This window comes from Aeromonas popoffii (genome assembly GCF_000820025.1).
Lineage (GTDB): Bacteria > Pseudomonadota > Gammaproteobacteria > Enterobacterales > Aeromonadaceae > Aeromonas > Aeromonas popoffii.
In genome coordinates this window covers 34,342-51,830 of record NZ_CDBI01000061.1, presented here as the reverse complement: position 1 = coordinate 51,830, position 17,489 = coordinate 34,342, and the positions used below count along the sequence as shown (strand labels likewise).

Annotated in this window: 19 protein-coding genes, 1 tRNA gene and 1 pseudogene; 1 reads left to right on the top strand and 20 read right to left on the bottom strand. The window is 59.4% G+C overall.

The annotated features are described in order from the left end of the window. The 3 genes from hcp1 to BN1129_RS13050 all read right to left on the bottom strand — a co-directional run. Window positions 1-458 (bottom strand): type VI secretion system effector Hcp1 (hcp1, locus tag BN1129_RS13060; protein ID WP_042037089.1); only part of this gene is annotated, 458 nt, incomplete at its 3' end. A gap of 228 nt (window positions 459-686) precedes the next feature. After that, window positions 687-1,460: a LuxR family transcriptional regulator gene (locus BN1129_RS13055; protein WP_042037088.1), complete on the bottom strand. Its 774-nt coding sequence runs from the start codon at window positions 1,458-1,460 to the stop codon at window positions 687-689. A 232-nt stretch (window positions 1,461-1,692) separates the two neighbouring features. Next, window positions 1,693-1,780: transfer RNA gene (locus BN1129_RS13050), tRNA-Ser, on the bottom strand. A 198-nt stretch (window positions 1,781-1,978) separates the two neighbouring features. Here BN1129_RS13050 and BN1129_RS13045 point away from each other — a divergent pair. Beyond that, window positions 1,979-2,728 (top strand): DsbA family protein, encoded by a 750-nt coding sequence (locus tag BN1129_RS13045; protein WP_042037087.1) that lies wholly within the window; start codon window positions 1,979-1,981, stop codon window positions 2,726-2,728. Between the two features lie 181 nt (window positions 2,729-2,909). On the opposite strand, the gene galE is transcribed toward BN1129_RS13045, so the two are convergent. The 17 genes and pseudogenes from galE to BN1129_RS12960 all read right to left on the bottom strand — a co-directional run bounded on the left by galE (window position 2,910) and on the right by BN1129_RS12960 (window position 17,367). Beyond that, entirely contained in the window at window positions 2,910-3,935 is a 1,026-nt protein-coding gene (gene galE / locus BN1129_RS13040) for a UDP-glucose 4-epimerase GalE (protein ID WP_042037086.1), read from the bottom strand. 83 nt (window positions 3,936-4,018) lie between these two features. Continuing rightward, window positions 4,019-4,290, bottom strand: a pseudogene (locus BN1129_RS22595) (2Fe-2S iron-sulfur cluster-binding protein); the annotation flags it as partial. Between the two features lie 206 nt (window positions 4,291-4,496). Then, entirely contained in the window at window positions 4,497-6,146 is a 1,650-nt protein-coding gene (gene hcp / locus BN1129_RS13030) for a hydroxylamine reductase (RefSeq protein WP_042037092.1), read from the bottom strand. Between the two features lie 204 nt (window positions 6,147-6,350). After that, window positions 6,351-6,818 (bottom strand): Dps family protein, encoded by a 468-nt coding sequence (locus tag BN1129_RS13025; protein ID WP_042037084.1) that lies wholly within the window; start codon window positions 6,816-6,818, stop codon window positions 6,351-6,353. Window positions 6,819-6,947: 129 nt separating this feature from the next. Then, entirely contained in the window at window positions 6,948-7,490 is a 543-nt protein-coding gene (locus tag BN1129_RS13020; RefSeq protein WP_167335279.1) for a DUF3833 domain-containing protein, read from the bottom strand. 14 nt (window positions 7,491-7,504) lie between these two features. Beyond that, complete coding sequence (locus tag BN1129_RS13015; protein ID WP_042037082.1) at window positions 7,505-8,047, bottom strand: chalcone isomerase family protein; 543 nt, start codon at window positions 8,045-8,047, stop codon at window positions 7,505-7,507. Continuing rightward, complete coding sequence (locus tag BN1129_RS13010) at window positions 8,004-8,222, bottom strand: TIGR02450 family Trp-rich protein (protein WP_042037081.1); 219 nt, start codon at window positions 8,220-8,222, stop codon at window positions 8,004-8,006. Before BN1129_RS13010 ends, BN1129_RS13015 begins: the two co-directional genes overlap by 44 nt. Further along, window positions 8,219-8,698 (bottom strand): DUF2878 domain-containing protein, encoded by a 480-nt coding sequence (locus BN1129_RS13005; protein WP_042037080.1) that lies wholly within the window; start codon window positions 8,696-8,698, stop codon window positions 8,219-8,221. Before BN1129_RS13005 ends, BN1129_RS13010 begins: the two co-directional genes overlap by 4 nt. Window positions 8,699-8,700: 2 nt before the next feature. Beyond that, on the bottom strand, window positions 8,701-9,957 hold the full coding sequence (locus BN1129_RS13000) for an SAM-dependent methyltransferase (RefSeq protein WP_042037078.1): 1,257 nt from the start codon (window positions 9,955-9,957) through the stop codon (window positions 8,701-8,703). A gap of 121 nt (window positions 9,958-10,078) precedes the next feature. Continuing rightward, the gene (locus BN1129_RS12995) at window positions 10,079-10,831 is read right to left on the bottom strand and encodes a DUF1365 domain-containing protein (protein ID WP_042037077.1); all 753 of its coding nucleotides are present in this window, start codon (window positions 10,829-10,831) and stop codon (window positions 10,079-10,081) included. After that, a complete protein-coding gene (locus BN1129_RS12990) occupies window positions 10,828-12,087 on the bottom strand; it encodes an NAD(P)/FAD-dependent oxidoreductase (RefSeq protein WP_042037074.1) in 1,260 nt (419 codons plus the stop codon). Before BN1129_RS12990 ends, BN1129_RS12995 begins: the two co-directional genes overlap by 4 nt. Continuing rightward, window positions 12,084-12,818: an SDR family NAD(P)-dependent oxidoreductase gene (locus BN1129_RS12985; protein WP_042037072.1), complete on the bottom strand. Its 735-nt coding sequence runs from the start codon at window positions 12,816-12,818 to the stop codon at window positions 12,084-12,086. The genes BN1129_RS12990 and BN1129_RS12985 overlap by 4 nt, the downstream gene beginning before the upstream one ends. Continuing rightward, on the bottom strand, window positions 12,815-13,243 hold the full coding sequence (locus BN1129_RS12980) for a nuclear transport factor 2 family protein (RefSeq protein ID WP_042037071.1): 429 nt from the start codon (window positions 13,241-13,243) through the stop codon (window positions 12,815-12,817). The genes BN1129_RS12985 and BN1129_RS12980 overlap by 4 nt, the downstream gene beginning before the upstream one ends. A gap of 1 nt (window position 13,244) precedes the next feature. Continuing rightward, complete coding sequence (gene phrB / locus BN1129_RS12975) at window positions 13,245-14,666, bottom strand: deoxyribodipyrimidine photo-lyase (protein ID WP_042037070.1); 1,422 nt, start codon at window positions 14,664-14,666, stop codon at window positions 13,245-13,247. Further along, window positions 14,663-15,550, bottom strand: a complete 888-nt coding sequence (locus tag BN1129_RS12970; protein ID WP_042037069.1) for a MerR family transcriptional regulator — start codon at window positions 15,548-15,550, stop codon at window positions 14,663-14,665. The genes phrB and BN1129_RS12970 overlap by 4 nt, the downstream gene beginning before the upstream one ends. Window positions 15,551-15,619: 69 nt before the next feature. After that, a complete protein-coding gene (locus BN1129_RS12965) occupies window positions 15,620-16,564 on the bottom strand; it encodes a YbgA family protein (RefSeq protein WP_042037068.1) in 945 nt (314 codons plus the stop codon). A 173-nt stretch (window positions 16,565-16,737) separates the two neighbouring features. Further along, window positions 16,738-17,367 carry an outer membrane beta-barrel protein gene (locus BN1129_RS12960; RefSeq protein WP_042037067.1) on the bottom strand — a complete coding sequence of 210 codons (630 nt, stop codon included), beginning with the start codon at window positions 17,365-17,367 and terminating at the stop codon, window positions 16,738-16,740. Window positions 17,368-17,489 lie beyond the last annotated feature (122 nt).

Below are 17,489 nucleotides of genomic sequence, written 5' to 3'. Positions count from 1 at the left end.
CAGTCAATCTTGCGGTAAGCCAGAGAGACCTGGATAAGCTGGGTGAAGTCGGATTTCGCCGGGTCTTGGCAGTGCGGCATCTGGCAGTCGATGTCAACGATGGTGGCATCGGTCAGCACGGTAGAGAAGAAGTGCTCCTGCTTGCCTTCCACAGAGGTGCGGTACCACTTCAGGGTCACTTTCGGCAGCATCTCGCCGGAGGCCAGGGAGTTGTACATCAGCGGCACGGCTTTGTTCAGCGCAACGGTAAACTTGAACGGCTTGTGGACACGCTGACCAGCAGGCTGACCGGATTGCGGGTCAGTCGGCACGGTGACAACGTGCTGAAACTCTTGTACCAGCATCTCGTCTTCGTGACCTTGTACGAAGATGTTGCCGACGGAGTCGGAGGTGAAGGCACCAGCGGTGATGTTGCCCTGGGTTTTACCTTCGATGCTGATATAACATGGAGTTGGCATGGGTATGCTCCTAAATAGGTGGGTTAAATGAGCTAGCACTCGACCAAACCCTTAGCAGTGACCGTGCCAATTTATTTATCCTTTAATTATCAATACTTTAATAAAAAACACCACGACACAGCCCCAGCCAACAGCAAGATGTTGCGCCAGATAGTCCATTACGCCAGCAAAAGTTACACTAATAGCATTAAATTCCACATGCTGCGCAACTTGTTGCACAAGACAGAATTATTGACCACCCTCATCCACATTCCCCACTAACGCAGCATCGATATTGAGCCTCACCAGCCCCTGCTTGAGCGCCCAGGATATCGCCTGGCTTTTATTGCTGGCTCCCAGCTTCTCGGCAATACGCTCCAGGTGAAAGGTCACCGTTCTAGGGGTAATGCCCAATATCTGGGCAATATCGCTCACCTGCTTCCCCTCTGCCGCCCACTGGCAAACCTCCAGTTCCCGCAGACTCAGCACATCCTGGGGCGACAGACCGGCCAGACAGACCCGGGCTACCGCCTCGAATATATGCATGGAGAGCCAACTGAGAAAAGGCACCGCATAGAGCCACTGCTGCTTAGTAAGAGGTGTGCTGGTGATAAAGGAGAGCAGGCCCACATGACCGTTGGCTCCGTGCCAGGGAAACGTCACGCCATCGCGAATGCCAAATTCGCTGGCCAGTTGCATCAGCTCCCGGCCCTGTTCATCACAACTCTCGTTATCGCGTACCACATCGGCCCACAGAATGGGGGTGCTCTGGGTCATGCCGCATTTGACGATGGGATCAATAGCAAAGAAACCGCTGGCCGTGTAGGTATCTACCCAGGATTGCGGGCAACCGTTGAAGATGATGACGTCCGGACGCTGGATGGTACTGGGAAAGATCAGGGCAAGGCGAAAATAGTCGAACCCCATGCGCGCGGTCAGCTCACGCAACAGGCTCACTATGGTGCGCTGATCAGCAGCCGTTTCGAACTGGGCGATGAGATCCTGCGCATGCAGGGTATTCATTTCTACGGTATGAGTATCGTGCACAAGGTCGTGTGGCCAAACATGGAAACATGCCGCATGTTAACAAGCGTCAACGGATGGCACACTTGGACCTGTCACAAAATCGGAGATTGCCCACGGTTTATCCTGTAAATTCAAATATACCTGCATGAAAGTACCGTTGAAAGTCCGCAGTACATAGGACACATAGCAAAAAGGCCATCCTTTCGGATGGCCTTTTTGGCTGAATAAATGGCGGAGGAGGTGGGATTTGAACCCACGGATGGTCGCCCATCGCCGGTTTTCAAGACCGGTGCATTCAGCCGCTCTGCCACCCCTCCGCGACAGTGCGGCGAATATTACCCATGGCGATCCGGCTTGTAAATCCCCTCGCGGTGCGTTTGCTGATTTATTGGTCTAAATGACCCATAAAGTCGACTAACGGGGCATTATCAGCGCTTTTTCAACCAGATAACTTGACTTGAAAATAGACTCACCCACTATAGTGGCCATCACGAAACTCCCAGCAAGATGGACTTATGAGAATCAAACATGCCCTGCTTTGCGCCCTGACTGGCGCCACCCTGCTTGCTGCTCCGGTTCAGGCAAGTGAGCTGACCAAGAGCGATGTCGAGCAAATCGTGCGCGATTATCTGGTCAAGAATCCGGAGATCCTGGTCGAGATGTCCAATGCCCTGCGCGCCAAGCAGGAGAGCCAGCAGGCGGCCAACGACAAGAGCCTGATCCAGGCGCATGCCAAGCAGCTCTATGCCAATAAAGATCCCGAGAGCGGGAATCCCAAGGGCAGCCTGACCGTGGTCGAATTCTTCGATTACAACTGTGGTTACTGCAAGCGCGCCCATCCGCTGATCAAGCAACTGCTGAGTGAAGACAAAGATATCCGCTACATCTACAAGCAGTTCCCCATCCTGAGCGAGACCTCCTACTTCGCCGCCCGTGCTGCGCTGGCGGTACAACTGGGTCAGCCTGACAAATACCAGGCCTTCCATGAGAAGCTGTACACCCATCAGGGTCCGCTGTCCGATGAAGCCCAGGTGAAGCAGCTGGCAGAAGCTGCCGGGGTGAACTGGAGCAAGGTCGAGGCCAAGATCAAGGATGGCAGCATAGATCAGAACCTCGGCACCAACCGGGCGCTGGCCGAAGCCATGAGCATCTCCGGCACACCGGCCTTCATCATAGGCGACCAGATATTGCGTGGCGCCCCTCGCGATCTGGCGAGCCTGAAAGGCTTCATCAAGGATGTGCGCGCGGGCAAGAGCATTCAGTAACCCAGCCTTTCGCACATAAAAAAACGCCCCGGCATTACGATGCCGGGGCGTTTTGCTATTCAGGCTTCAGCCCCTCAGCCCTGATGGGCCGTCGCGAGGAGCTGTCAGCAAGGCGAAGAGCAGCGCAGGGACCGGAGTTTATATGAATAAATGAGGATCCCGGGCAGCGCATGATCCTTGATCACGGCTTCGCAGTAGGAGCATAGCCGTTCGGGTTCTGGCTTTGCCAGCGCCAGGTATCGATCATCATCTGCTCGAGCCCGCGCTCCGCCTGCCAGCCCAGCTCGTCACGAGCCTTGTGCGGCTCGGCCCAACACTCGGCTATGTCACCGGGGCGACGCGGTTTGATCTGGTACGCAATGGTGCGACCGCTGGCCGCCTCGAACGCCGTGATCATCTGCAGTACGGAATAGCCTTGGCCGGTACCCAGGTTGTAGGTGAACACACCGCTATCGGCAGCGATGCGGGCCAGCGCCTTGAGATGACCGAAGGCGAGATCAACCACGTGGATGTAGTCACGCACGCCAGTGCCATCCGGGGTCGGATAGTCGTTGCCAAACACCCCCAGCTCCTTGAGCTTGCCGACGCCAACCTGGCTGATATACGGCAGCAGGTTGTTGGGGATACCGTTGGGATCTTCACCGATGAGGCCGCTCTCGTGGGCGCCAACCGGATTGAAGTAGCGCAGCAATACGATGGCCCAGCGCGGATCGGATTTGGACACGTCACGCAGTATCTCTTCCACCATCAGCTTGGAACGACCATAGGGGTTGGTCGCGCTGGTGGGAAAATCTTCCCGCAGCGGCACAGAGGCCGGATCTCCATACACAGTAGCGGAGGAGCTGAACACCAACCGGAACACGCCCGCCTTCGCCATCTCCTCGCACAACACCAAAGTGCCTGTGATGTTGTTCTGGTAGTAGGTAAGCGGGATCTGGCTCGACTCCCCCACCGCCTTGAGCCCGGCAAAGTGGATCACGGATTCAATCTTGTGGGCGGCAAACAGCTGCTGCAGGCAGGCTCTGTCCAGCACATCGCCTTCGACGAAGGTGACCGGCTTGCCGGTGATCCGTTCGACCCGCTTTAGCGACTCGGGGGAGGCGTTGGAGAGGTTGTCCAGCACCACGACCTGCTGCCCGGCATTGAGCAGCTCAACCAGGGTATGGGAGCCGATGTAACCGGCGCCGCCCGTGACCAATATTGTCATTTTTTATCCCGTGTTCTAGTGAAACTCGGCTGAGTGTACCCGCCCAGTCACAACGGGAAAAGGGCGAGATACTCATGGAGCCCTCAATAGTCGAAGCTGACATCCCCCCTGGCGGTGCAGGAGCAGGCCAGCGCCACCCCGCGCTCAATATCCTGAGGAGTCAGGTTCACCAGACTCTGCCGCTGGATCTCGCCGGTCGTGGTACAGCGACAGGCACCACACACTCCGGCGCGGCTGGCGGCCATCATGGTCTCGCCAGCGCCACCAGCAGGGTCTGCCCCGGCAGTATCTTCACCTTCTTGCCGCTCTTGTTGAGGGTCAGCCAGAAATAGCCGCTGACGGCAGTAACATGCGCGAACTGCCAGCTCACCACATCATGGGTGTCGGCGCGATGATCGATGCAGCGCAGGGTGAGAGAGGTGGAGGTCATCACAAAGCTCCTCGTTTTGAACACATGCTTTTGCGACACGGCTCTTTGAAAAAAGGCGAGCCATCAGGCTCGCCAAAGGCTTACAACCTGCCGGGATGGTCAGGCCGGCACGGCCTGCGGTATCACCGGATTCAGGCGGCCAGGATCTCGGCGAGATCTGCTTCGGCCGTGGTGGTCCCTTTCAAGCCAAACTGCTCCTCCAGCACCTTGAGCAGGGCAGGCGTCAGGAAGGCCGGTGCGGTCGGGCCGGTGCGAATGTCTTTCACCCCGAGCGCCAGCAGGGTAAGCAGAATGACGATGGCCTTCTGTTCGAACCAGGAGAGCACCAGGGTCAATGGCAGGTCATTGACGCCACACTCGAACGCCTCGGAGAGCGCCAGTGCCAGCTGGATGGCAGAGTAGGCATCGTTGCACTGACCCACGTCCAGCAGACGGGGAATGCCGCCTATGTTGCCAAAATCAAGCTTGTTGAACTTGTACTTGCCGCAGCCCAGGGTGAGCAGCAGGCTGTCTTTGGGGGTGGCTTTGGCAAACTCGGTGAAGTAGGCACGCTCGGCCTTGTCGCCGTCACAACCGCCCACCAGGAAGAAGTGGCTGATTTCACCCGCTTTCACCTTGTCGATCACCGCAGGCGCCGCCTGCATCAGGGCATTACGGGCGAAGCCGATGGTGATGAAGTGCTCGAGCTCTGTGTGTTTGAAACCGTCCAGCGCCAGTGCCTTCGCCACCACGGCGGAGAAATCGTCCCCTTCGAGGTGAGTCACGCCCGGCCAGCCGACGATGGAGCGGGTGAAGATGCGATCGCTATAGTCGCCCACGTTGGGATCTATGATGCAGTTGGAGGTCATCACCACGGCACCGGGGAAGTTGGCAAACTCCTTCTGCTGGTTCTGCCAAGCAGAGCCGTAGTTGCCCACCAGATGGGGATACTGCTTGAAGAAGGGATAGGCCAGCGCCGGCAGCATCTCGCCATGGGTGTAGACATGGATGCCGGTCCCTTTGGTCTGATCCAGGATCAGCTTGAGATCCATCATGTCGTGGCCGGAGACCAGAATGCACTTGCCCGGGATCGGAGTGACCCTGACTTGGGTCGGTTCCGGGTGGCCGAAGGCGCTGGTTTCGCCCAGATCCAGCATCTCCATAATTTTGAAGTTGAGCTGACCAATCTCCATGGCGCAGTTGAACAGGGGATCCAGCTCGCTCGGGTCCGTGCTGAGCCAACTCATGATGCGATGGAACTCGGCAGCCACCTCGCTATCCTGCTGACCCAGCACCCGGGCATGTTCCATGTAGGCGGCAGCGCCCTTGAGGCCGTAGAGGCAGAGCAGACGCAGCCCCATGATGTCTTCGTGCACCTCGCGCTTGCCACGATTGACTGCGGTTTGCGGCGCATGGGCCAGCTGGGCGAGCAGCTCGTCACCCGGCTCGAAGCTGGCGGCCTCGGGCAAGCCGGTGACCTGTACCGCCAATGCAACCAGACGGTCGGCCAGCTGCTGACGATGAGCCAGCGCCTGGTTGACATAGGCAACGATGCGGGCGGAATCGAAGTTGACGTTGGTGAGGGTCGCGAAGAAGGCCTTGGGCACGAAGGCATCGATCTCATTGTCGATGACACCGTGCTCGCGGGCGGCCAGCGCCCAGGCGCTGAGGCCCTGCAGCGCATAGATCAGCACATCCTGCAGATCCGAGGTTTCGGCCGTCTTGCCGCACATGCCTCGTGCATACGCACAACCATTGCCTGCCGGGGTACGAATTGTCTGTTCACATTGCACACAAAACATCATGCCTCTCCTAATTTGATATTTCAGTTGCTTGTTTTGTGGCGATTCTATGCCCCTCACCAAAAACTTAATAGGCATTCATTTTGCCAATTAAGTTTTTGGTGATGCAGATCAAAAACAAAAAAGCCGCCCAAACAGGGCGGCAGCGGGTGGATAAAAGAAGATACAACGCTGGTTTACAACAAAACTCTCTGCAACAAAGGGTCAGGCCAGATAGGCGCGCAGCATCCAGACCAGTTTTTCCTGCTGCTGCACATAGTCAGAGAGGATGGAGGCCGTCCCCTCGTCACCGGCCTCGGCGGCTTGTCCCAGGATCAGACGCTGGGCGACCAGCAGCTCGCGGAAGCTCTCAAGCAGGGATTCGACACAGGCACGACCGTCATGCAGCCCCTTCTTCTCCGGGATGGCAGAAACTGTCAGGTAGTCGCTGAAGCTGTGCATGGGCACACCATCCAGAGTGAGGATCCGCTCGGCCAAGGCGTCAACCTTCAGCAGCAGATCGTTATAGATCTCTTCAAATTTCAGGTGCAGTTCGAAGAACTGGTTGCCGCGGATATTCCAGTGGAAGCCACGGACGTTCATGTAGAGGATCTGGTAGCTGGCCAGCAATTTGTTCAGCTCGGCGGCCAGGGCTTGTGATTGAACGGTATCAAGACCAATCGGACTTTTCATGTTTCACCTCCAGATTTGACGACTGAGCCAGATTAGCTCCCTTAAGACTCAAAAGGTAATAGTTACTGCCTAACTGATTAATAGCGAGCGACTATCGCCAAGTGCCCCCAGCGGATGATCTGGTATGACTCACTCCGGGAGCCGCTCTATGTAGAGGATCACCTCGCCCAGATGAATGCCGAACTTGCTGATGTCGGCCCGATTGATCAAGCGATCTTCATCCAGCAGATACATCCAGTCATCGAAGCTCACCCGCACCACCTCCCCGTCCGGCAGGGCCAGATCGAGTTGATAGCGCCAGTTGAAGGCAAAGCCCTGGGTTTTGCCTACCGCCTCCCCCACTACGTCGGATGCCGTGCCGTGCCAGTGGCCATCTGCCCCTTTGTTCAGGAACCAGGTGCGGGTCTGTTGCCGACCATCATCGAAATAGAACTGCTCGAACAGCTCACCCTTGCCATCCTGCCAATGCCCTTGCATCTCTACCCGGAAGCGACTGGTCACTTCGCCGCTGCGGTCGGTCACCAGGCCATGAGCCACCAATTTGCCGTTGAAGAAGCGGGCGAGATCCCAGCTCGGCCCCTGACCGCGATAGTCATCCAGGCTGCTGCCACAACCCGCCAGCACCAAAAGTGGCAGCAGGAGTAGACAACGAAAAACACGAAATAAAACCATGAATTGCTCCAGCATCAGAGTTGACCGCGCAAACGGCGGGTGAGCGTGGGATCGCGACTATTGTCGGCGAGCCAGATGGCCAAAAAGGCCGCTGAAAATTGGGGATCAGCAAGGGTGCCGAGCGGCTGATCGTGCCACCAGAAGTGGCCAACCCCGGCTTCATCCACATAGAAGGTAAGCCTGTCTCCCGCCCCCACATCGGGCCAGAGTACTGCCAGCTGCCCGATCCAGCGCTGGCGATCGACATCGCTGCCGAGATCGAGTCGCTGCCACTCCTCGGCGGTGGCGGTAAGCAAATCGCTCCGTTCGATATCTCTGGCGTAGGTGAGGGTCAATGCCTGTGGATAGTTGCCCGGTTCATAGCGGCCACTTTGGCTGTAGAGGGTGGCGTCATAGAGCTTGAACCAGAGCCAGCTCATCTCCCCCTGCCCCACGGCTCGCAGCTGCTGCCAGGGGGGGGAAGGGGCCTCTTTGGCCAGTGTGGGCGGGCTGCTCAAGGCCACGATCAGCAGGCTAATTCCACCCCATGTGCCAATTCGCGGGATCTTCCAGTTCATGCCAATCCATCTCCTGTTCCAGCAAGGTATTGATATCCTGCATCACCACACGGGCCAGTCGCCCCTGGGCATCACGCTGGCAGGCAACCACCAGATAGTAACGCTCTGTCAGCTCGTGCTGGCTCTCTTTGGTCCACTTGGAAAACAACAAGGTGTCGGTCGAAAAGGTGTTCATCTTGATTCACCCTCCAGTTTGACCGTTCCCCACAGGAGTACGGGTAACCACCACATCCAGATCACCGCCAATAGTGCTGTGCTGATCCAGATGCCCCAAGGTAAGTGTACTGCGCCCATGGCCGCTCCCGCCACATAGGAGGAAGCACCACCCGCAATGCCAAACAGCCCCTGCTGCCAGCGGGGCAAGGGGCGCAACCAGCGCAATCCATGGCTGAGGCTCAAGGCAAATCCCAGCCACAGCAGTGCTAGCCAGAGGGGGAAACCGACCGAAAATTGAAACAATCCGAGCTGCCAGAGCAGGCCATCGAGCAGACAGCCGGCCAGGGCCACTGGCAATAACCGCAGATCGCGCCTGCGGCTGGGGGAAAAGAGGAAGTGGAGCAACAGCATCAACAGCAGCGGGCCCGGCTGCTGCCATTTCACCGCCAGCAGCCAGTAGAGGTTGAACCCTAGCAGATGAGCCCACTGCCACATGGTCAGTGACCGCTCATTGGCAGATCCCCCGACCAGCCGAGGGGCCCCGGCTTGGCTGCTTCCAGCTGGACCAGGCTGATGGCCCGCTCCCAGAAGCCTCCTTCGCAATAGGCAAAGTAGAAGTGCCACAACCGGATGAAATCCTGGCTGTAACCCAGCTTGGGCAGCTCGGGGGCCAGCGCCAGAAAGCGCTCGCACCAATGCGCCAGGGTGCGGGCATAGTGATGACCGTGATCGTGCAGCCGCACCAACTGCATGTCGGTCTCGCGGGCAATCAGCCCCGCCATCTGGGAGACACTCGGCAGGCAGCCGCCCGGGAAGATGTAACGCTGGATGAAGTCGACACTGCGCAGATATTGGGCGTGGCGCTGATCGGCAATGGTGATGGCCTGGATCAGCAGGCGGCCACCGGGTTTGAGCAGCCGTGACAACTGGCGGAAGTAATCGGGCAGGAAGGCGTGACCCACCGCCTCTATCATCTCGATGGAGACCAGCTTGTCGAAGGTCCCCTCCAGTTTGCGATAATCCTCCAGCAGCAAGGTAATCCGATCTCCGAGTCCCTCCCGCTCGATCCACTCGCGAGCGTAGTCATGCTGAGCCTGGGAGATGGTCGTCGTGGTCACCCGGCAGCCATAGTGACGTGCCGCATAAATGGCCAGCCCGCCCCAGCCAGTGCCTATCTCCAGCAGGTGATCGTCCGGCCTCAGCTCCAGGCGCTCGCAGATGGTGCGCAGCTTGGCCTCTTGTGCCTCCTCCAGAGTGGACTCAGTCCCCGGATAGATGGCGCTCGAATACTGCATATGGCTGTCGAGAAAACCCTGATATAGGGTATTACCCAGATCGTAGTGGGCGGCGATGTTGGATCGTGAACCTGTCAGGGTATTGCGATTGAGCCAGTGGCGCGCCTTGTTGAAGGGGAAACTCAGCCAACTAAGCCGCCGCTCCAGGCTATCGAGCAGTGTCATATTGCGTGCCAGCAACCGCACCAGCGCCACCGGATCCGGGCTGGTCCAAAGCCCCTCCACCCAGGTCTCGCCAGCGGCTATGCTGCCCCCCAACAACAAGCGGCGATAGAAGGCCGGATCCTTTACCACCACTTCGGCGTGCAGGTCAGTACCCGCCACCCCGAAACTATGACGATCGCTGCCGTCTCGCAGCAGCAACTGACCCTGCTCGAGGCGCCCCAGCAGGGCTAGCAGTAGTTGCCTTGCGCCTTTGTCGATGAAAGAGGCAGAGCTTGTTGATTGCACCAGTTCCATTAGTGAGTCTCCGGATGGCTGAAGAATAAGTGGCAGAGCGTTTGAATTGAATCTGAGTCATGAATAGAGCTGGCCGCCGGATAGCACATTGAGGCTGCGGAAGTGGATTGTATCTGCTCCATTAGCGCGTCTCCGGATGGCTGAAGATAGGTGTTCGTTTGATAAAAAGACGCAAGGCCTGCCAGTAGATACCAAGCAGCACCTTCAGGGTCATCCAGGGCCAGCGGGTGAGCAGCGCCACCAACCCCTTGCGCGACAGCGGCTCGCGGCTCAGCGCCAGGGTGGCGTCAAACAGCTTGGCCTCGCCAGACTGGGGATGACTCTCGATATGGATCAGTGTCTCCTGCTCCGGTGGGCGAATGCGCCAGTGGTAGCGCATGGCCAACCCCATAAAGGGAGAGACGTGAAAATCCTTGTCATGGGGCGCCAGCGCCGCCAGATCCAGCAGGTAGTAGTGGCGCTCGTTCCAGGGGGTGTTGGAGACCTCTGCCAGCAGGTAACGCGCATCCCCGTGCCGGTAGCAGAAGTAGAAATTGACCGGGCTGAAATAGAAGCCCAGGCAGCGTACATTGCCGAGCAGTAGCACGCGCCCGTCCGGCTCTGCAGCCCCACCAAGCTCGGTCACCTTCTCCCACACCGCTTGCTTGAGGCTTCCCTCGCTGCCTTTGAGATAGTCCTTGCGGTGAAAAGAGAGCAAGCCTGCCCGCTCCACCCCAAACCAGCGCCCTTGATTAAGCTGTGTCAGCTCGTCCAGATCCAGCCCCAGCATGAAGAGGCTGTAGGAAAAAGCGTGTGCCCTGGGTGCAAAGCGGCGATGGCGCACCGAACCTTGCCAGATGGCGCTGACTGTCTGAGCCATGGCGACAGTACTCATAGCTCGGCCCCGAAGCGTCTGGCGACGTCCAGCGCGCTGCGCACCCCGTCTTCGTGAAAGCCGTTGTACCAGTAGGCGCCGCAGAAATGGGTGTGCTGCTGACCACAGATCTCCAACCGCGCCTGCTGTGCCAGAATGGATGCCTGATTGAACACCGGATGGTGATAAACAAAGCGGCGCAGCACCTTGCTCTCGTCCACCTTGCCCTTGGGATTGAGGCTGACGCAGAAGGGCGCTGGCGAGTTCACCCCCTGCAATATGTTCATGTTGTAGCTCACCAGCGGCCGAGCCTCGTCGTCCCCGTCCAGCTGATAGTTCCAGCTGGCCCAGGCTTTGCGACGAGTGGGCAGACAGCTGGCATCGGTATGGAGCCAGACATCGTTGGCCTGATAGGCCATGTCGCCCAGAATCGCCTGCTCCCGCTCGCTCGCATCGGTAAGCAGGGCCAGCGCCTGATCGCTGTGGCAGGCGAGGATCACCTCGTCAAACTGCTCCTCGCCATAGCTGCTCTGGATCAGCACCCCCTCGGTCAGCCGCCGGATCCCCTGTACCGGGCAAGCGAGGCGGATCTGCGGCTGCCAGCCAGCCGTGAGCGGGCCTATGTACTCCCGCGAGCCGCCCGGGATCACGTACCACTGGGGACGGTTGGCCACATCGAGCAAGCCGTGATTGGCAAAAAAACGCAGGAAAAAGCCAAGGGGAAAGGCGCGCATGTCCGCCAGGGTGGATGACCAGATGGCCGCCCCCATGGGCAGAATGTAGTGGCGGGCGAAGTAGTCACTGAAATCCCCCACCTGCAAGAAATCCCCGAGCGTCAGCTCAGAGCTCTCTTGTTGCCGTTGACTATCAGCCAGCCAGGCGCGCGCTTCCCGGTTAAAACGCAGGATCTCGGCGACGAAGCGGTAAAAACGCGGGCTCAGCAGATTGCTGCGCTGGGCAAACAGGGTGTCAAGATTGTGACCGTTGTACTCGAGCCCCTCCGGGCTCTTCACCGAAAAACTCATCTCGGCGTCCTGGCGTGCCACGCCGATCCGCTCCAGCAATGTGAGGAAATGGGGGTAGGTGCGATCATTGAACACGATAAAACCGGTGTCGATGGCATAGCTGCGACCGGCCAGGCTGACATCGACGGTGGCGGTGTGGCCACCCAGGGTGGGGGCCGCCTCAAACAATGTGATGTCGTGGCACTTGTGGAGCAGAAAACCGGCGGTAAGCCCGGAGATACCTGAGCCGACGATGGCAATCTTTTTCTTCATGAATGGCGTCCTTTCGAAACAAGCGTGCTGCCAAGCCGCAGCCAGAGTCCCACCGGCAGGGCGCCAAGCAGGCGCAACAACCAGATGAAGCGGCGGGGAAAGTGGATCTGATGACGACCGGCGGCCAGTCCGGTCAGGATGGTGCGAGAGGCCTCCTCCACCGTCACCAGACAGGGCATGGGAAAATCATTTTTCGCAGTGAGCGGGGTCTGTACAAAGCCGGGGCGGATCAGGGTCACCGCGATTCCCCTGGCCTTGAGATCGAGACGCAAGGTATCGGCCAGATAGTCGAGGGCCGCCTTGGAGGCGCCATAGGCTTCCGCCCTTGGCAGTGGCAACCAGCTCACCGACGAGCTGACGATGGCGAGCCGCGCCCCCTCGCCAAGCAGCGGCAGAAAAGCGGCAAGCGCGTGGCCGGTAGCGATGAGATTGGTCTCGATCACCCTGGCAAACAGCTCACCGTCAAAGCCGTCCGCCACATCCATGTATTCGCAGCTGCCGGCATTGAGGATCAACAGATCCAGCGGCGGCAGGCTGGCAGCCACCTCTGCCATGGCCGCCGCATCCCGTGCATCGAACTGCAAGGGGGTAATACCGTCCCGGGCCAACTGTGCCAACCGCTCGCTATCACGACCGCAACCCCACACCTGCCAGCCCGCCTGCCTATAATCGAGCGCCAGCTGGCGACCCAGCCCGGAACTGGCGCCGGTGATCAACACACATCTGCTCATGTCCCCAGCCTCCCCTTGATGGTACGCACCACGGGCCCAAGCAGCGGCAACTGCTCGTAAAGCATGGCGCCGAGATCGAAGTAGTCGCGATGCAGACACACCTTGTCTGCGGCGTCGAACTCAAGGTGGGTGGCCCCCTCAACCCGCACCGGCTGACCAGCAGCCAGTCTTGGGTGAGAGAGGGTCATGACCCAGCTTATCCAGGCCTCGCGACCCTGTTGCTGCTGGCTGGTTATCTCGAAGCGGCAGTCGGCGAGGCGCTGATAGAGGGCCGCAAAATAGTCGGTGAGCGCCGTCAGCCCCTCGATACGGTGGGCCGGATCGATGAAGATCACCTGCTCGGCATAAACTTCCGGCAAGCGATACAACTGCTGCTTGTCCAGTTGCTGGTAAAGGGCAATAAAGCGGGCCAGCGGCGCGTTCATCCTATTTCTCCAGGTGGCGAAACATCTCGATGGCTTTTACCCGGGCAAGGGCATGATCCACCATAGGGGCAGGATATCCCCATCCTCCTTTGAGTCGCAACCAGTCATGGGGCTGGTGCACATAGGCGACAGGGACATCGGCCAGTTCAGTTACCCAGGTACGAATAAAGTCTCCTTGTGGATCAAATCGTTGCCCCTGAGTGGTGGGATTGAACACCCGAAAGTAGGGGGCTGCATCGGCACCCGTTCCCGCCGCCCACTGCCAGCCGCCGTTGTTGGCCGCCAGATCCCCGTCAATGAGCTGGCTCATGAAATAATCCTCCCCGAGCCGCCAGTGGATGTGCAGATCCTTGGTCAGGAAGCTCGCCACTATCATCCGCAACCGGTTGTGCATCCAGCCGGTGGCGTTGAGGCAGCGCATGGCCGCATCGACGATGGGATAGCCGGTCCGCCCCTCGCACCAGGCGGCCAAGGCTTCCGGATCCCAACCCCAGGGCAAGGCCGCGGTCTCGGGTTTGAACGGCAGATTCATGGAGAGGGTCGGCACCAGCACCAGCAGGTGGCGATAGAACTCGCGCCAGACAAGCTCGTTGAGCCAGACGAAACCGGGCTGCGCCTTGGATTGGGGTCGGTAACCGAGCCGCTGCTGCAGCGCCCCTACGCACTGGCGCGGGCTTATGATGCCCGCGGCCAGATAAGGCGAGAGAATGGAGGTGCCCGCCTGCGCCGGAAAGTCCCGGGTCTCCCCATAGTCAAGCACCGCCCGTTCCAGAAAATCGTGCAGACGGCGCTGGGCCTCGGCCTCCCCCACTGGCCAGTGCGGATCCGGCGACACGTCGCCCAGCTCAGCATCGACACATGCCCTTTCGACCAGCGGTTGCCACGGCAGCGGCTCGCCCCGTGGCGCAGGGGCTCTGTGAATGACGAAGCCATCCTCCTCCAGCGCCTTGAACCAGGCTCGGCTGAAGGGAGTGAACACCTTGAACATCTCCCCTGCGCCTGTCAGCACCCGCCCCGGGGGCAGCACGCAGCAGCCGTTGAACCAGTGGCAACTCATCTCCTGCTCTGCCAGCGCGGCACCGACGCCGCTGTCACGGCGCAGTTCGTCGAGCTCGATGGCCTGATTGGCGTAGATATGAGTGACACCGAGCTCCCGGGTCAGGGCCGCCAGCGCCGCGGGCAGCTCGGCAAAGATCTCGACCCGCAGCAGATGAAGCTGGATGCCAAGCGCCGCCAGCTCGCGGCCCAGCGCATCGACCTGCGCCAAGATAAAGCGCTGACGGATGGCGGCCATCTTGTGTTGCCGCCACTGGGTCGGGGAGATGACAAACAGGGCGGCCACCTCCCCCGTCTCGGCGCAAGCATGTCGCAAAGCCGGATTGTCGGCGAGGCGCAAGTCATTGCGAAACCAGACCAGCTTCATGGGGTCTTACTCCCGCGCACGGCACCGCCACGGGCTGCCGGTTTGTCCAAACTGACTTCAGCCAGAGTGGGCTGCCAACCATGGGCCGCCAACCAATCCGCGTCATAGAGGCGGCCCAGCTCGCCAAACATGAGAGTGCCCGCCGGCCAGCCAGTGGCCATATCCGGCTTGCCAAGCCCGGCCCCCAGCAGCAGCAACCAGGGCGTGGCCGCCCGCCCCTCCAGCAGGGCAAAGTGGCGTGGCTCGACGGCCCCCAGCAGCTGCACCTCATAACCCTGGCCGATCAGCTCATAGGCAGACCAGACCAGATCGAGGGGGCCGACCTGACCCCAGCTTGCGAGGGTAACCGGGCGTCCCTTCTCTTGTTCGATGAGGTGGCGAGCGAAGCGGGTATGAAGCCAGCCCAGCCACACCTGTTGCAGCAGCTCGCCATCGGGCCGCTCGCGCCACAGGCCGAGCAACTGCCCCACCAGGGGTTGCAACACCCGGCTGCGCACCAGCTCGAACGGGTAGCTCGCCAGCAGGTCATTCAGTTGCGCCTCCACCTTGCGCTGGTTGAGGCCAAGCACCGACTGGCATAGCTGCTCCAGGGTCTGCTGCCAGTGATCGCTCACCAGCTGGGATTGGGGTTCGTTCAGCAATCCCTTGACCTGACCTATGCTCACCCCCCGCTCCAGCCAGCGCTGGATCTCGCCTATCTGGCGGATATCCTGCTCGCTGTAGAGGCGATGCCCCTTCTCGGTGCGGGCCGGCTGCACCAGCCCGTAGCGGCGCTGCCAGGCACGCAGGGTCACGGCATTGACGCCGGTGAGGCGGGAGACATCACGAATGGGGTAAATCCCCACATCTGGCAAAGGAGCAACTTCGTGCGGTAAATCAGACATAACTACGTCCATCAAACAGAGGGGTGGATCGCCCCGGTGCACACAGCGCGCCGGGGCAACAAAGCGGGATCAGAGCCCGTAACGCAGCTTGAGCGTATCGGGGTGCGGATTGAGATAGACCTGCTGCGCCAGATAAGGATTGGGGTATTCCCGCAGGTAGTGGCGGATCAGGGTCAACGGCACCAGCAAGGGGAAGATACCGGTGCGGTACTTGTCTATGGTGTCGGCCAGCTCCTGCTTCTGGGACGGGGTCAGTACCCGCTTGAAGTAACCCTGCAGGTGCATCAGTACATTGGTGTGGCTGCGGCGATTGGCCCGCAGGGTCAGGGCCGCCATCAATCCTTTGATGTAACTGTCGGCGACCTGCTGCAGGTTGGCCTTACCGAGGTTGCCCAGAAGCTTGCCAAGGATGCGGTAGTGGGTGGTGGCATGGGAGAGCACCAGATACTTGTAACGGGAGTGAAAGCGGATGAGCGCCGCGGCACTGAGCCCCTGGGCGCAGAGCTGCTGCCAGTCATGGTAGGCGAAGACCCGCAACACGAAGTTTTCTCGCAAAATGGGATCACACAAGCGGCCATCTTCTTCCACTGGTAACAGGGGGTTAGCCTCCATCAACGCCTTGGCAAACAGGCCAGTCCCCTCCTTGGCACTCCCCTCGTTGTTGGCGCCATAGATGCGTACCCGCTCCATGCCGCAGCTGGGGGACTTGGCGCAGAGGATGTAGCCCGAGATAAAGTCGAGCTGACGAGCCTTCTGCTCGCTGAAGGCGATCAGTTGCTCGGTGACATCGAAGCTCCCGTTGCTCGCCTCGGCGCGGATCTCGCCATGGCGCTTGACCAGGCGGATGGCGGCGCGCGGCGCCCCCAGGCCGATGGCCATCTCGGGACAGACGGGGTGATAATCGAAGTGAGCGCCAAGATCCCGTTCGCAAAAGCTGGAGCGCTTGTGGCCCCCGTCGAACCGTACTTCCTGTCCCAACAGGCAGGCACTGATACCGACTTTAATCTTGTACATGTTGACGCTCCTTGTATAAGCCTGAGTTCAGTTATAGCAGTTATACAAAGAAAAGAAAGTTGTATAACTATTGCGGACTGATACGGCACAAGGGCAAAAACAGGATCACCAGAAATGAAAAAGCCCATGACAGACGTCATGGGCAAGCAATCAAGACACTACGGGAGGGAAGATCAGAAGCTGTACTTCACACCCAGGCTGGAGATGGAACCTTTTTGCAGATCCCAGTTGCGATAGGTGTAGTCGGCAGTGAGGGCCAGGTTCTGGCTCACCTTGTAGGCGGCGCCCACTTTGAAGTCCTGCATGTCGTCGGTCATGTTGGCGTAACGGTAGCCGGTGGAGAGCTCGACGGCGCCAATGTCATAGCGCAGGCCCACTTCACCGTACATGCTGCCGCTGTTCTTGCGGTTGATGTTGTCCCAGCCAGTGTTGTTCACGTTGGCAGCCACTTCGCGCTCCATGCTGTAACCCATCAGACCCGCTTCACCGTACAGGTTCAGACCGGTGCTGAGCGGGGTGTAGACACCCAGACCCAGGCTGGAGAGGCCCATGCTGTCGTTGCCATCATTGCGGGAGGTGTATTCGCTGCCCAGACGGCCATAGAAGTTGGAACCGAAGCTCTTGGAGAGATCCAGATTCAGGCCACCGAAATCGCGGTGGTTGCTGTCTTTTCCGCCGATGTGATCGGACTTGGTGTGTGCCCAGGTCACGCCGCCCTTGGCATAGCTGAAGGCATCCTGTGCCAGAGCGGAAGTAGAAGCGAAACCGGCCAGAACCAGAACAGAAAGTGCAACTTTTTTCATTTTGATGACTCCACGTGTTGAGCTAGTTGAGACCTAGCTGGAATGGAGCCATTGTGCCGAGCAGGCGGGAGAATACCGAGCGGCAAGCTGTTGCTAAATCATGTCAGATGTAAGCAACTGTT

Bases quoted from the DNA above. Each gene is read 5' to 3' on its own strand.
- BN1129_RS13055 (WP_042037088.1), bottom strand. From the start codon at position 1,460: ATGAATACCCTGCATGCGCAGGATCTCATCGCCCAGTTCGAAACGGCT.
- BN1129_RS13045 (WP_042037087.1), top strand. From the start codon at position 1,979: ATGAGAATCAAACATGCCCTGCTTTGCGCCCTGACTGGCGCCACCCTG.
- galE (WP_042037086.1), bottom strand. From the start codon at position 3,935: ATGACAATATTGGTCACGGGCGGCGCCGGTTACATCGGCTCCCATACC.
- hcp (WP_042037092.1), bottom strand. From the start codon at position 6,146: ATGTTTTGTGTGCAATGTGAACAGACAATTCGTACCCCGGCAGGCAAT.
- BN1129_RS13025 (WP_042037084.1), bottom strand. From the start codon at position 6,818: ATGAAAAGTCCGATTGGTCTTGATACCGTTCAATCACAAGCCCTGGCC.
- BN1129_RS13020 (WP_167335279.1), bottom strand. From the start codon at position 7,490: ATGGTTTTATTTCGTGTTTTTCGTTGTCTACTCCTGCTGCCACTTTTG.
- BN1129_RS13015 (WP_042037082.1), bottom strand. From the start codon at position 8,047: ATGAACTGGAAGATCCCGCGAATTGGCACATGGGGTGGAATTAGCCTG.
- BN1129_RS13010 (WP_042037081.1), bottom strand. From the start codon at position 8,222: ATGAACACCTTTTCGACCGACACCTTGTTGTTTTCCAAGTGGACCAAA.
- BN1129_RS13005 (WP_042037080.1), bottom strand. From the start codon at position 8,698: ATGTGGCAGTGGGCTCATCTGCTAGGGTTCAACCTCTACTGGCTGCTG.
- BN1129_RS13000 (WP_042037078.1), bottom strand. From the start codon at position 9,957: ATGGAACTGGTGCAATCAACAAGCTCTGCCTCTTTCATCGACAAAGGC.
- BN1129_RS12995 (WP_042037077.1), bottom strand. From the start codon at position 10,831: ATGAGTACTGTCGCCATGGCTCAGACAGTCAGCGCCATCTGGCAAGGT.
- BN1129_RS12990 (WP_042037074.1), bottom strand. From the start codon at position 12,087: ATGAAGAAAAAGATTGCCATCGTCGGCTCAGGTATCTCCGGGCTTACC.
- BN1129_RS12985 (WP_042037072.1), bottom strand. From the start codon at position 12,818: ATGAGCAGATGTGTGTTGATCACCGGCGCCAGTTCCGGGCTGGGTCGC.
- BN1129_RS12980 (WP_042037071.1), bottom strand. From the start codon at position 13,243: ATGAACGCGCCGCTGGCCCGCTTTATTGCCCTTTACCAGCAACTGGAC.
- phrB (WP_042037070.1), bottom strand. From the start codon at position 14,666: ATGAAGCTGGTCTGGTTTCGCAATGACTTGCGCCTCGCCGACAATCCG.
- BN1129_RS12970 (WP_042037069.1), bottom strand. From the start codon at position 15,550: ATGTCTGATTTACCGCACGAAGTTGCTCCTTTGCCAGATGTGGGGATT.
- BN1129_RS12965 (WP_042037068.1), bottom strand. From the start codon at position 16,564: ATGTACAAGATTAAAGTCGGTATCAGTGCCTGCCTGTTGGGACAGGAA.
- BN1129_RS12960 (WP_042037067.1), bottom strand. From the start codon at position 17,367: ATGAAAAAAGTTGCACTTTCTGTTCTGGTTCTGGCCGGTTTCGCTTCT.